This is a genomic window from Salinisphaera sp. PC39 (genome assembly GCF_040361335.1).
In the GTDB taxonomy this organism is placed as follows: Bacteria; Pseudomonadota; Gammaproteobacteria; order Nevskiales; family Salinisphaeraceae; genus APNM01.
Genome location: NZ_APNM01000006.1, coordinates 106,701 through 119,757, shown reverse-complemented (window position 1 = coordinate 119,757; position 13,057 = coordinate 106,701). Strand labels below are relative to the sequence as shown.

At 68.7% G+C, this 13,057-nt stretch carries 11 protein-coding genes; 6 read left to right on the top strand and 5 right to left on the bottom strand.

Annotation, left to right across the window (positions count from 1 at the left end):
* Nucleotide 1: 1 nt before the first annotated feature.
* The 4 genes from PC39_RS07665 to PC39_RS07650 all read right to left on the bottom strand — a co-directional run bounded on the left by PC39_RS07665 (nucleotide 2) and on the right by PC39_RS07650 (nucleotide 5,236).
* Nucleotides 2-835: a hypothetical protein gene (locus tag PC39_RS07665; protein ID WP_353252791.1), complete on the bottom strand. Its 834-nt coding sequence runs from the start codon at nucleotides 833-835 to the stop codon at nucleotides 2-4.
* 78 nt (nucleotides 836-913) lie between these two features.
* Entirely contained in the window at nucleotides 914-3,511 is a 2,598-nt protein-coding gene (locus PC39_RS07660; RefSeq protein ID WP_353252790.1) for a cyclic nucleotide-binding domain-containing protein, read from the bottom strand.
* A gap of 100 nt (nucleotides 3,512-3,611) precedes the next feature.
* Nucleotides 3,612-4,061, bottom strand: coding sequence for a hypothetical protein (locus PC39_RS07655; RefSeq protein WP_353252789.1), 450 nt, complete (start codon nucleotides 4,059-4,061; stop codon nucleotides 3,612-3,614).
* A gap of 8 nt (nucleotides 4,062-4,069) precedes the next feature.
* Nucleotides 4,070-5,236 (bottom strand): GGDEF domain-containing protein, encoded by a 1,167-nt coding sequence (locus tag PC39_RS07650; protein ID WP_353252788.1) that lies wholly within the window; start codon nucleotides 5,234-5,236, stop codon nucleotides 4,070-4,072.
* Between the two features lie 397 nt (nucleotides 5,237-5,633).
* On the opposite strand from PC39_RS07650, the gene PC39_RS07645 reads away from it, so the two are divergent.
* The 4 genes from PC39_RS07645 to PC39_RS07630 are packed head-to-tail and all read left to right on the top strand — an operon-like array spanning nucleotide 5,634 to nucleotide 9,097.
* Nucleotides 5,634-6,554 (top strand): DMT family transporter, encoded by a 921-nt coding sequence (locus PC39_RS07645; RefSeq protein WP_353252787.1) that lies wholly within the window; start codon nucleotides 5,634-5,636, stop codon nucleotides 6,552-6,554.
* A 28-nt stretch (nucleotides 6,555-6,582) separates the two neighbouring features.
* A complete protein-coding gene (gene leuC / locus PC39_RS07640; protein ID WP_353252786.1) occupies nucleotides 6,583-7,989 on the top strand; it encodes a 3-isopropylmalate dehydratase large subunit in 1,407 nt (468 codons plus the stop codon).
* A gap of 2 nt (nucleotides 7,990-7,991) precedes the next feature.
* Entirely contained in the window at nucleotides 7,992-8,660 is a 669-nt protein-coding gene (gene leuD, locus PC39_RS07635; RefSeq protein WP_353252785.1) for a 3-isopropylmalate dehydratase small subunit, read from the top strand.
* On the top strand, nucleotides 8,657-9,097 hold the full coding sequence (locus tag PC39_RS07630; RefSeq protein ID WP_353252784.1) for a VOC family protein: 441 nt from the start codon (nucleotides 8,657-8,659) through the stop codon (nucleotides 9,095-9,097). The genes leuD and PC39_RS07630 overlap by 4 nt, the downstream gene beginning before the upstream one ends.
* 182 nt (nucleotides 9,098-9,279) lie before the next feature.
* Here the strand turns inward: PC39_RS07630 and PC39_RS07625 are convergent, their stop codons facing one another.
* On the bottom strand, nucleotides 9,280-11,352 hold the full coding sequence (locus PC39_RS07625) for an oxidoreductase (RefSeq protein WP_353252783.1): 2,073 nt from the start codon (nucleotides 11,350-11,352) through the stop codon (nucleotides 9,280-9,282).
* Between the two features lie 320 nt (nucleotides 11,353-11,672).
* Between PC39_RS07625 and PC39_RS07620 the strand changes: the two genes are divergently transcribed.
* Nucleotides 11,673-12,434 carry an aspartate/glutamate racemase family protein gene (locus PC39_RS07620; protein WP_353252782.1) on the top strand — a complete coding sequence of 254 codons (762 nt, stop codon included), beginning with the start codon at nucleotides 11,673-11,675 and terminating at the stop codon, nucleotides 12,432-12,434.
* Nucleotides 12,435-12,445: 11 nt separating this feature from the next.
* Nucleotides 12,446-12,838: a nuclear transport factor 2 family protein gene (locus tag PC39_RS07615; protein WP_353252781.1), complete on the top strand. Its 393-nt coding sequence runs from the start codon at nucleotides 12,446-12,448 to the stop codon at nucleotides 12,836-12,838.
* Nucleotides 12,839-13,057: the final 219 nt, after the last annotated feature.

The following is a 13,057-nucleotide window of genomic DNA, read 5'->3' as shown; positions in this document are numbered from 1 at the left end:
GCTACCAGTAGAAGAACACCGTGACGACGTGGACCGTCAGCGCCGCGAGCAGGGCCACGGTCAATGGAACATGAATGGCCAGCCACAGCTTCATGCGCAACTGCAGGCTGATCTCGCGGCGCAGGCGCTGCAGCAGCTCGGCGCGGCGCCCGAAGACGTACAGCAGTTCGCGCAGGCGTTCGGCCTCGCCGTGCTTGCTGGTGTCGGGAATCCGTTGCGCCAGGTAGTCGACCACCGCCCGCTGCCCGCGGTTGGCGACCAGGACATTGCGGCCCTCGCGCTTGCCGGTGCCCGGCAGCAGTACCCGCGAGCGGTCGCGCGCGAAAAGCTGGTCGCGGAAGCCGCCGCCCACGGCGGTGCGGTCGAGCGCGCTGTGGACCGCGGTATGCACGCTCTCGTCGCACCGCGAAGCGGTTTCCAGGGCTTCCTTGTCGATGCGGTCGAGCTCCGCGAGACGCTCGTCCATGGACTGGTCGCCGCGGTTGCGCACCAGCAGTGGCGGGAAGCGCAGATAGGTGTACAGCCCGTACAGGCCGCTCAGTATGACGCCGGCCATGAGCGCGTAGGCCAGGGTGTGGACATTCAGGCCGAACTGGAAGCCGCCGTGCAGGGTGGCCGCCACCGGCAGGGCGATCCCGCCCAGGTAGACGTGCGCGGAGGCCCAGCCCTCCAACGTGCCGCGATTGTTGCGGTACTGGCGCTTGCGGATGCCCAGCCAGGCCAGCCACAGGATCAGGGCCAGGCCCAGGCCGCCCAGGGTGTAGCCCTGCCAACTGCCGCCGTTGGGCGGCAGGGCCGGGTCCTGGCTCAGGTAGATGCCGGCGCTGGCGGCCACCAGTGCCAGTGACCACCAGAGATAGCGCCGCCCCGCGAATCTGAGGATGTTGACGTACAGGGTCCCGCTCCTCGTTGATCAGTTCCGTTCTGCCAGGTCCGCGAAGTCCGCCGGGCTCAGCCGCACGGCGGCGCCGGTCGGGCACGACTGGACGCAGGCCGGGCCCGCGGGCCGGTCGCGGCAGGCGTCGCATTTCACGGCCTTCTTGCCGGCCTCCTGCGCGGCCTCGGTCGGCTCGGCCAGCGGATCCTCGCCCGGCCCCGGACCGCGGCCCATGAGCAGCCACTGCAGCAGGCCGGGCTTCTTGGGCGGCTCGTAGGACATCTTGATGACGTCGTACGGGCAGTTGGTCTCGCAGTTGCCGCAGCCGATGCAGGAGTCGTCGATGAATACCTCGCCGCTGGGCTCGCGGTGGATCGCGTCCGGCGGGCATTCCTTCATGCAGTGGGGCTGCTCGCAGTGGCGGCAGGCGATCGGCAGGTTGACGTGCGCGAAGCGCATGCCGGCCTTGCGGTTCAGGCGGGAGACGCCGTCATGGGTCTCCGCGCAGGCGATCTCGCAGTTGTCGCAGCCGATGCACAGGGTCTCGTCGATCACCAACGCGTCGGTGGCCTCGCCCAGGCCCTGGTCCAGGAGGAAGGAGATCACGGAACTGCTTTCCGGCACCGCCTCCATCCGCGAGGCCTGTTGCAACTGCCGGGTGGTCTCCGCCTGTAGCTGGGGCACCGAGTCCGGCGACTTGCGCAACAGCGCCAGGAATTCCTCGCGCTCGATCTCGATGACCTCGGTGCGCACCGCCGCCACCGCCGACTCGCGGCGCACCGGATCGCCCATCAGCGCCATCTGGCCGAAGGTCTGTCCGGACTGGGGATGGCCCACGGCGATCTCGCGGCCGTCGCGCCGGCTGGTCAGGGCGACGGTGCCGCTGCGGATCAGGTACAGGCGGTCGCCGGTATCGCCCTCGCTGTAGATGGTGTCGCCCCGGTTGAAGCGGCTGGTGGTCACCTGCCGCGCGATGTCGCGCAGCGCGCTGTAGCTGACCGACGGGGCGAAGAACTGCTGCAGCGTGCGCTGCAGGAAGACGGTCTCGATGCCCTCGGCCACTTCGGCGTTCGCCGCCATCAGCTTGACCATGGTGCGCCGCGGCGTCTCGATCAGGATGGTGTCGGCCGAGACCACGGCGTCGCCGATGCGCGGCCGGCCCGACAGCAGGCTCATCTCGCCGAAGAACTGGCCGGCGGTGAGTCGGGTCTCGGGACCGTTGTCCGAGCGCAGCGTGACCTCGCCCTCGACGATGGTGAAGAAGGTGTTGGTGTATTCGCCGTCGCGGTAGACATAATCGCCGGCCCGCAGCAGCTTGGTGATATCGGGCTCCTCGACCGGCCGCCGCGGCTTGGGCGGCTTGCCGGCCTCGCTGCGACGCCGGTCCTCGTCGGCGCGGGCCTGCTCGATCTCGGCGATGCGCCGTTCGCGCAGGGTGCGCCGGCGCTCGCGCAGTTCCTCGTGCGCCGTCTCGTCGCCCACCGCGTAGCGGATTTCGCTTTCCAGGATCAGTTCGCGGAAGGCCAGAGTGTTCATGCGCGCGAACATCGGTACCCGCTGCTGGTACAGCGCCAGGATCTCGTCGACGTCGGCGCGGTAGGGCAGGAGGCCGAACTTGAGCTGCAGCAGCGGGTGCTCGACCGGCTTGATGTCGTGGCCCTTGATGAACTCGACCACGTCGTGGCCCTGGTTCATCGCCTGCTTGATCAGCGGGTAGCCGGCGAGGGCGCCGATCACGTACAGGCCCGGCACGTTGGACTGGTAATGCTCGTCCAGCTCCGGCAGGGCCTCGGGCGACTCGTTGGGCAGCTCGATGCCGCAGCGCTCCAGGAAGCCGCGCGGCGGGATGGAGCCCAGGCGCGCGATCACGCGGTGGCAGGGAATGGCTTCCTCGCCGTCCGGGGTATCCAGCACGATGGCGCCGGGTTCGCCCGGCGCGGACGGCGGTTGCAGGCCCTTGACGTTGCTCTGGTAGCGGCAGGAGAACGCCAGGTCGCGGTCGTTGATCGCCGCCAGGACCGCGTCCAGGTTGCCCTGCTTGGCGCGGCTGAACTCGTTGCGCCGATTGACGATCACCACCCGATTCTGGCGCGCCAGGCCCAGAGCGTTCTCGATGGCGGCGTCGCCCGCGCCCACCACGACGATATCCTCGTCGGCGTATTCGTCGGGATCGTCGAGCTGGTACTGGACGAAGGCGGAATCGTCGCCCTCGACGCCGAGCCTGCGGGGGTTGCCCTGGGTGCCGATGGCCAGGATCACGTTGTCGGCGGTGATCTCCGTGCCGTCGGCGCAGCGCAGGGTGAAGTCGCCGCGCTCGCCGTCGATGGCGGTGACTTCGGCGCCGCATTGCAGATTGATCCCGGTGGCGCGGATGTCCTCCGCCCAGGTATCGAGGATGGCCTCGCGGGTGCCGGCATTGAACTCGATCGGGCTCCTCAGGTCGAGGTAGCCCGGCTCGTCCATGACGTGCTTGCCCTTCTGGTAGCGCTGGATGGTGTTGGCGTGGTGCGGCGCACCTTCCAGCAGGATATGGCCGGCCTCGCCGTCCTGCGCATCGTGCTCCGCGGCACGCCCGGCGGCACTGAGGCCCGCCGGACCGGCGCCGATCACCGCAATCCCGTAGTGTCCCGTCACGTTGTCCCCCAACGCCCCGTTTTCGAAGTGCCTTCGGGCGTCCCCGTATATACCCTACAGAATTTTCACCCCGCCGGTAAAAGCGGGGCGCGGCGTTCGGTCAGGCGTTGAAGCCGCCGATCTCCAGATCGTCGCCGCGGAGCTTTATGAACAGATGATCGTACACCTCGGCCATGGGCTCGATCTGTTCCAGCGGCACGAAGCGGCATGCCACGACCGGTTCGTCGTCCGCCGCGGGCCGGGTCGGGTCGGGTTTGAGCGGATAGAACTGCTCGGCATAGGCCGCGAACACGCCGGAGCCGTTGTCGGCGGCCATCGGCGGCAGCCCGTTCGAGGTCAGGTACACGGCGATGTCGGCGACCAGGTGCAGGCCGGCCGGCGCGCCATCCGGGCCTCCGGCGTGGCCCGCCGAGTCGGGGGACGCTTCCGCGTGGCGCCGGCACGTCCGCGCGTGCTCGATCAGCCGCCGGACGGCATCGGCCCGGAATATCGCGGCGTGGTTGCCGAAGGACATGGTGCCGGGCCTGACGCTGCCGCCGCGATTGGCCATCGCGGGGATCAAGCGTCCCCGGCCCCGCCGTTGCGCCGCAGTTTCTCGCGATAGAGCTGGCGGTCGGCGTACTGGAGGACGATATCGGCGGTGCGCGTGTTAACGGCGCCGCGTTCGCTGAACTCGTCCGGCGGGATCACCACGCTGCCGATGCTGAGCGTGCCCGCCAGTCCGGCCTCGCGGGCCAACTCGTCGATGCGCTCGGCGATACGTTCGGCGCCGTCGGGGCCGACGTCGTACCAGATCATGCAGAACTCGTCGCCGCCGAAGCGCGCGGCGCAGTCCAGCGGGCGGTGCGCCGCCTTGCGCAACACCGCCGCCACCCGGCGCAGGTGGCGGTCGCCGGCGAGGTGTCCGAAGCGGTCGTTGTACTCCTTGAAGCCGTCGACATCGATCATCGCCACCGCCACGTACCGCTGTTGCCGCCGTCCCAGGTCCAGGACGGTGCGCAGCGAGCGGTAGAGCACGCGCCGGTTGCTCAGGCCGGTGAGCGGGTCGCGGTCGATCTGGCGGTTGAGGCGCAGCCGGAACAGGTACTCGAAACGCTCGCTGCGCTCCAGCAGGTACTCGCCGGTCAGACTCAGCGTGCCCGCCATCGCGAGGAAATAGGCGCCGTAGATCAGGGCCCGGTAATCCGCGTTCGCCAGGATCTGGAAGCCCAGGTAAGCCGCGAAGACCAACAGGCAGAGCGCCAGCAGCCGGCTGAAGCGCAGGCCGGTGAACACGCAGGCGAAGATCACCAGCAGGATGGTCGCCTCCCAGGCATACGGCAGGCCGTTGCGCATACCGGGCCCGACCGCGAGCAAGGCGCAGATCACGAGGGCGCCCCAGACGACCGCGGCGGGTACGGCACGGCGCAGGTTGTCCGACGACAGACGCGTGCGCACCAGTAGGGCCAGTCCGGCCTGTGGCACCGTGACCAGACCGATCAGCAGCCCCGCCTCCCACCAGGCCATGTGGCCGCCCAGCACGACGCGATCCAGGAAGACGAACGCGAGCTGCATGCCCGCGGCCAGGAGCAGGCCGACGCTCATGAGGCCGCGGCGCCGGTCCATCTTGTAATCGCGGAAACGTGCCTCCATGGCCGGGCGGAAGCCCAGCTCGGGCAGGCCGCGCCAGCGGCGCCGCCGTCCCGCGGCGAAGGTCGGTCCCAAGGCAGACTGCGGTCTTGCCATAAACGTTCACCCGTATGCCAATCGGTCGGCCGCCCCGCGATCGCCCGTGTCCGGGCGGGTTCCGTGCTACCGCGGCCGATAGGCCATAGATCGGCCGTACGGGAGCGAACCTTAGTGCCTGGCGGGGCGCGTTCCGGCGCACACAGGCGCAGATGCGAAACGTGACGGTAACGGGGCTGAAACAGCCGTTGCCGCGGATTTTGCCGGAGGCCGACGGGCGACGCGGTTTCATCCGTTTCGACAATGACTTGCGGGCGGTCTCCCCGATCGGATCGGTCTGGCGCGAAGCTTGCGATCGTCCCCGTATGAGTGTCGAGACGACGAGCGACGATGGCGATCGCCGACGGCCGGTCGCGCCGCGGCGGAATCGTCCCGCCGCGCACCGCGACCGGTGACCATGACGGACGGCGGCCGGGCGGGGCGGCGCATCGGCTATGCTGCCACCGTGCTCGGGGTGCTGGGCTTCTCCGCCAAGGCGATCTTCACCAAGCTCGCCTATCCGTACGGCGTGGACCCGATCACGCTGATGACCCTGCGCTCGCTGGTCGCGGTGCCGGTGCTGTGGCTGCTCCTGCTGATCTCGCGCGAGCCGGGCCTGCCGCTGGGGCGGGGCGGTTGGTTGCGGATGGCCTGGGCCGGCTTCGCCAGCTACTACCTCGCCTCCTTCCTGGATTTCTACGGGCTGCAGACAGTCACCGCGATCCTCGAACGCATCCTGCTGTTCCTGTATCCCTGCTTCGTGGTGCTGCTCGGGGCGCTCTTCGCCCGCCGGCGCCTGCGTGCCGCGACCTGGTTCTCGATGGGGCTGGCCTACGGCGGCGTGGTGGTCACCCTGGCGGCCGGCGGCCGCGAGCAGTTCCAGGGCGAGTGGCTGGGGCTGGCGCTGATCCTCGCGGCGGCCCTGATCTTCGCGACCTACTACCTCACGGCCGGCGACCTGGTGCGGCGCCTGGCCACGGTGCGTTTTTCGACCTATCTGATGAGCATCGCCGGGGGCGCGACCCTGGCGCACTTCCTGGCGACCCGGCCGGGGCATCTCCTGCTCGATCAGTCATGGCCGGTGTACGCCCATGCTGTCGGTCTGGGTCTGGTGTCGACGGTGTTGCCGATCCTGCTGATCGCCGAGGGTCTGCGCCGGATCGATACCGACTCCTCGGCGGCGATCAACCTGTTGGGACCCGTGTTCACGGTGGGCATGGCATACGCGTTCCTGGGCGAGTCGATGCGGCCCTGGCAATGGCTGGGCTTCGCGATGGCGCTCGCCGGGGTGTTCCTGCTGGGGCGCAGTTTCCGCCCCGGCCATGCCGCCGACCGCTAGCGGGGACACAAGGACGGAGGAGAACCATATGACCGCCAAGACCCTGTACGACAAGCTCTGGGAGGCGCACGTCGTGTGCGACAACGACGACGGCACGTCCCTGCTGTATATCGACCGCCACCTGGTGCACGAGGTGTCCTCGCCGCAGGCCTTCGAGGGCATGCGTCTGGCCGGGCGCGATTTCTGGCGGATACCCGCCACCCTGGCGGTCGTGGACCACAACGTGCCCACCGTCCACCGCGAGCGCATCGACGATCCCATCGCCAAGATCCAGCTCGAGGCACTGGCACGCAACTGCCGCGATTTCGGCGTCACCCTGTTCCCGCTGACCGACCGGCGCCAGGGCATCGTCCACATCATCGGCCCCGAGCAGGGCCTGACGCTGCCGGGCATGACCGTGGTCTGCGGCGATTCGCACACCTCCACCCACGGCGCCCTGGGCGCGCTCGGGTTCGGCATCGGCACCTCGGACATCGAGCACGTGATGGCCACGCAGTGCCTGGCGATGCCCAAGTCCCGCAACATGCGGGTGCGTGTCGAGGGTGAGCTGGGGCCCGGCGTGGGCGCCAAGGACATCATCCTCGCCCTGATCGGCGAGATCGGCACCGACGGCGGCAACGGCCACGTGATCGAGTACGCCGGCAGTGCCATTCGGTCGCTGTCGGTCGAGGGCCGCATGACCGTGTGCAACATGTCCATCGAGGCCGGCGCCCGCGCCGGCATGGTCGCGGTCGACGACACCACTATCGAGTACGTGCGGGGCCGGCCGTACGCGCCGGAAGGCGAGACCCTGGCGCGGGCCGAGAGCGCGTGGCGCGAGCTGGTCAGCGACGAGGGTGCGGTGTTCGACCGCGAGGTCGAGCTGGACGCCGCGACCATCGAGCCGCAGGTCACCTGGGGCACCACCCCGGGCATGGTGATGCCGGTCACCGGCCGCGTGCCCGATCCGGCGGACGAGTCCGACGCCGGCAGGCGCCGGGCGATGACCGAGGCCCTGGCCTACATGGATCTGAAACCGGGCAGCCGCCTGCAGGATGTGCCGCTGGACAAGGTCTTCATCGGCTCCTGCACCAACGCCCGCATCGAGGACCTGCGGGCCGCCGCCGCCGTGGTGCGCGGCCGCCGCGTGGCGGCCAACATCAAGCAGGCCCTGGTGGTCCCGGGCAGCGGCCTGGTCAAGGCGCAGGCCGAGCGCGAGGGGCTGGACCGGATCTTCATCGAAGCCGGTTTCGAATGGCGCGGCGCCGGCTGCTCGATGTGCCTGGGCATGAATCCCGACCGGCTGTCCGAGGGCGAGCGCTGCGCCTCGACCTCGAACCGCAACTTCGAGGGCCGCCAGGGGCGCGGCGGGCGCAGCCACCTGGCGAGCCCCGTGATGGTGGCGGCCGCCGCCGTCCACGGCCATTTCGTCGATCCGCGCCAGGAGGAGGTCTGACCATGGAACCGTTCCGCGCATTCACGGGCGTGGTGGCGCCGCTGGACCGCGCCAGTGTCGACACCGACGCCATCATCCCCAAGCAATTCCTCAAGGCGGTTACCCGCGAGGGCCTCGGGCCGTTCCTGTTCGACAACTGGCGCTACGAGGACGAGGGCGAACTCGGCCAGGACTGCGCGCGTCGGCCGCAGAACCCGGACTTCGTGCTCAACCGGCCGCGCTACGCCGATGCCGCCGTCCTGCTGGCACGCGAGAACTTCGGCTGCGGCTCGTCGCGCGAGCACGCGGTCTGGGCGCTGATGGACGCCGGCTTCCGGACGGTGATCGCGCCCAGCTTCGCCGACATCTTCTTCGCCAACGCCTACAAGAACGGCCTGCTCTGTATCGCCCTGGACGAAGCCGAGGTGGACCGTCTGTTCCGGGCCGTGGACGAGCGCGAGGGCTACGCCCTGCACGTCGATCTGGCGGCACAGGCGCTGACGACCCCGGACGGCGAGCGCATCGGCTTCGATATCCAGCCCTCGATCAAGACGCGGTTGCTGGAAGGCCTGGACGACATCGCCCTGAGCCTGCAGCGGGCGGACGCGATCCGTGCCTACGAGGCACGCCGCGCGCGCGAGGCGCCGTGGCTGTTCCCGGACCGGGTCGACGCCGGCGGGGGTGAACCGTGAGCGGGGCCGCGAACGACGGCGAGCGCCCGGCATTGGACCGGTTGCATCACCTGTCCTTCGTGGTCGGCGACCTGGACGCCGCCATCGAGCGTTTCGAGACGCTGCTGGCGGTGCCGTTGGCCGAGCGCGGGCCGGTGCACTCGCGCGGCGCCGAGGTGGCCATCTTCAAGCTGGCCAACGTCAACATCGAGCTGGTCGCCCCGGCCACGCCCGACAGCCCGCTGCATGCCTACCTGGCGCGTCACGGCGAAGGCTTCTTTCATCTGGCCTTCGGCGTGGCGGACGTGGACGACGCCTACGAGCGCCTGCAGGCCGCGGGGCTGCCCATGAAGGGCCCGCCCTACCTGGCCTACAAGGACTGGCGCATCGCCTATTTCGACGACGCCGTCACCGGCGGCCTGACCTCGGCCCACATCATCGCCGACGACGCCGATTGATGCGGACTAACCACAGAGGCACAGAGACACGGAGCGATGCACAGATTTTGAAGTCTTGATGCAACCACGGGAACACAAGCATACGAGGTGGCTCTTCAACCCTCTCACTTACCGTGTCCGCCGGGGTTATTTGCTTACATTCAGACCTTCCTCTGTGCCTCTGTGCCTCTGTGGTTGATATATCAAGGCCACTGTTCCAGTTCGCCGCATTCGAAGTAGCGGGTCGCCGGGTCGAACAGCTCACGCCCGGCGAGCACGCCTTCGTAGATCGCGTGCTCCACCTGGCGCGGGGCGTGGCAATCGCCGATGCGGTGGACGTTGGGTAGGGCCTCCTTGAGCTCGAAGTAGAGTCCGTCCTCGGCCTCGTGGCCGGTGCACAGCAGGAAGCTGTCGAAGCCTTCGAGCCGTTTCTCGCGGCCGGTGAAGATGTCGAACACCGTGGCGGTGTCGCCCTCGATCGACTTGATCCAGTGATTGACGGTGTATTCCATGCCGCCCTCGCCTAGCCGGTTGAGCACCATCGGCAGGTCCAGGGTCGGCGCCAGGTTGGGCCCGATGCCGTTGAAGCGGGTGACGATATGCACCGCGCAGCCCTCGGCGAGCAGACGTTCGGCGGTGCCGAGGACGTAGCGGCTGCCGTCGTCGTCGAGGATCAGGGTGCGCTTGCCGGCCCGCGCCGGATCGCGCAGCACGTCGGGGGTGGTGAGCACGTTGTCCTGGTCGGTGCCCGGCACCACCGGCACCATCGGGTTGACGCTGGAGAAGCCGGTGGTCCGCGGCTGTGAACCGGTGGCCACGATCACGCCGTCGGGCGCCAGCGCCTCGATGGCGGCGCGGTCGGCGGCGGTGCCCAGGCGCACGTCCACGCCGAGGCGGTCCATCTGCTTGCCCAGGTCGTGCGGTATCCAGGCGAAGCTGCCCCGGTGCGGCTGCTCCAGGACCAGCTTGATCTGTCCGCCCAGAGTCTCGTCACGTTCGAACAGCGTCACGCGATGACCGCGCTCGGCCAGGGTGACCGCCGCCTTCATGCCGGCCGGGCCGCCGCCGATCACCGCCCAGTGGCCGGGATTCGCCGCGGGCACCAGAGTGTCGCGGCCCAGGCGCTCCTCGCGGCCCGTGCCGGGCGTGAGGATGCAGGTGATCGGGCGGGCCTGGAAGAGCCGTCCGATGCAGCCCTGGTTGCAGCGGATGCAGTGGGTGATCTCGTCGTCGCGGCCTTCGCGCAGCTTGCGCGCGTACTCGGGGTCGGCGATCTGCTCGCGGGTCATGGCGATCATGTCCGCCTGTCCGGAGCGCAGGGCGTTCTCGGCCATGGTGGGATCCTTGATCCCGCCGACCGCGAACACCGGCAGGTCCACCGCCGCCTTGACCTGGGCCAGACGCTCCAGGAGCCAGCCCTCGGGCACGTCGTTGGTGGGGATGCCGTAGCCGATGTTGTGGTAGGTGGCGGCGGTGGTGTTCACGTAGTCGATAAGGCCGGTGTCGGCCACGGTCTTGGCGATGCGCACCGCCGTGTCCACCTCGAAGCCGCCCGGCGCCATCTCGGTGAGCGGGATGCGGATGCCGACCACGAAGTCGTCGCCGACGCGCTCGCGTACCCGGCGGATGACTTCCAGTGGGTAGCGCATGCGGTTCTCGAAGCTGCCGCCGTACTCGTCGGTGCGTTTGTTGAACAGCTCGGAGATGAACTGGTGCAGCAGGTAGCTGTGCGCCAGGTGCACCTCCACGCCGTCGAAGCCGCCCTCGCGGGAATAGGCGCAGCACAACGCCCAGTGCTCGGCGACCGACTCCAGGTCCTCGGGCTCCATCGGCTTGGGCGTCTCGCCGAAGGCGGGGGATTTCACGTTGGAGGCCGACCACAGCACGCGGTAATCGTCCATCGCCGAGCTGGAGCCGTTGACGCCGAAGTGGTTCTGCTGCGCGATGATCTTGGCGCCGTGCTCGTGGACGGCGTCGGTCAGGGCCCGCTCGCGCTCGATGATCTCCTTGCGGTAGCCCCAGTTGAAGCCGCGTGACGCGGTATTGGAAGTGGGGTGCACCAGGCGGTTGCCGGTGATCATCAGACCGATGCCGCCGCGGGCGCGCTCGCGCTGGTAGTGGATCTCGCGCCGGTTGGTGAGTCCGTCTCGGTAGCCGAAGACCTTGGCGTGGGCGGTCTGCATGATGCGGTTGCGCACCTGCATGTTGCCGATGGTCAGCGGCGAGAACAGGGTCGGATAGCGGTCCTCTCCCGGATGGTTGTTCTGGTCGGTCATATCTCCACTCGCAGGATGGGTTTGCTGCGGGTGGAGGTGGCAAGGAGCGTGCCGGTCATCCGGGGTCGTGCCCGCCGGCCGCGCCAGGTGCCCGTGCGCATTGGCGTTTTTCCCCGTGCGATGGCGATGCCGGCATGTCCCGGCCGCGGGGGTGATGGTTGCAGCGATGCGACGCCACCGTTGCGGACGCGTCATGCACATGGTGCGGGCCCCGTCCGGACGTCGCGGCATTTGCAGCGCAAACAGACGGTTGCGTCCGTCCGCGGCGGTGGCCTCATTCTTGCCAGTCATGCGGGGTCGTATCGAGGAGGAGAGCAGTCATGACCCGCAGAATCCGCGTGATCGTGCCGGTGCCCATGGACGAGGCGGGGGTCGCCAATCGCGCCGCGCAGTTGCCCTCGGACCTGGCGCTGCCCGGGTTCGAGCCGACCTTCGTGTCGGTGCGCACCGGGGCGCGGCTGGCGGACAGCTACTACGAGACCCTGCTGATGGACATGACCATCACCGAGGCCGGGCTGAGCGCCGAGGCGGACGGTTGCGACGCGGTCTGTATCGACACGGTCAGCGATTCCGGGCTGCTGGCGCTGCGCTCGCGGCTCACCATCCCGGTGCTGGGGCCGGGCCAGGTGGCGTTCCACACGGCCTGCATGCTCGGGCATCGTTTCAGCATCGTGAGCATGTGGGATACCTGGTTCCCGCTCTACCGCGAGTCGCTGACACGTCACGGTCTCTGGCCGCGGTTGGCCTCGATGCGCTCGATCGACACCCGGCCCGATCTCAACGAGTTGCTGGCCGGCAAGGAGGAGGTCCTGTTCCCGCGGCTGGAGGCCCAGTGCCGCGCCGCGATCGAGGAGGACGGCGCCGACGTCATCGTGCTCGGCTCCACCACCATGCACCAGTCGCATCCCTGGCTCGCCGAGCGCCTGCCGGTGCCGGTCGTGAACCCGGGCCTGGTCATGTACAAGCAGTGCGAGCTGCTGCTGCAGCTCGGCCTGACCCACAGCAAACGGGCCTATCCGCCCCCCGAGACCCCGCAGGACGGGATATTCCATTCCCTGCGGGCCCCCGACAACACAGCCTGAGGAGGTACCCCATGGCAGCGTTTCCGCGTCAGCACTACATCGACATGGTCGAGAAACACTATTTCGGCAACGTCGACCGGAAGAACATGCAGGCCGTCCTGGACTGTTTCCAGGAAGACGGTTCGTTGACGGTGCAGACCGCCCCCATCACCCACGAGGGCCGCGACGCCGGCGTCCGCGAGATGTTCCAGACCCTGTTCGACAGCTACCAGGTCATCTGGCACGGCAACTTCGAGCACACCGTGGATGTCGAGAACGAGTGCATCGCGACCCGTTTCGACGTGCGCCTGGTCGATCACGACGGCGGCGAGGTCGAGCTGCACAACTGCAACTTCTGGTATTGCCGCGACGGCAAGTTCCAGCGGGTTTACGTGTTCATGAGCGGAGAGAACGTCCTCCGCTGAGAGGGTGTCTGCAAGACTACTGCGCTCGGCATCTCGGCCTGGGGAATGAAACCACAGAGGCGCACGGAGGCGCGCAGAGGTTTTTTGATGGGCGCCCTGGATCGCATCCGGGACAAAAGTCATTTTCCTCTGTGTCCCTCTGTGTCCCTCTGTGTCCCTCTGTGCGCCTCTGTGGTCCATGTTCTTGCCGGCCGTTTGCCGAGGCGCTTTCCGCCGTCG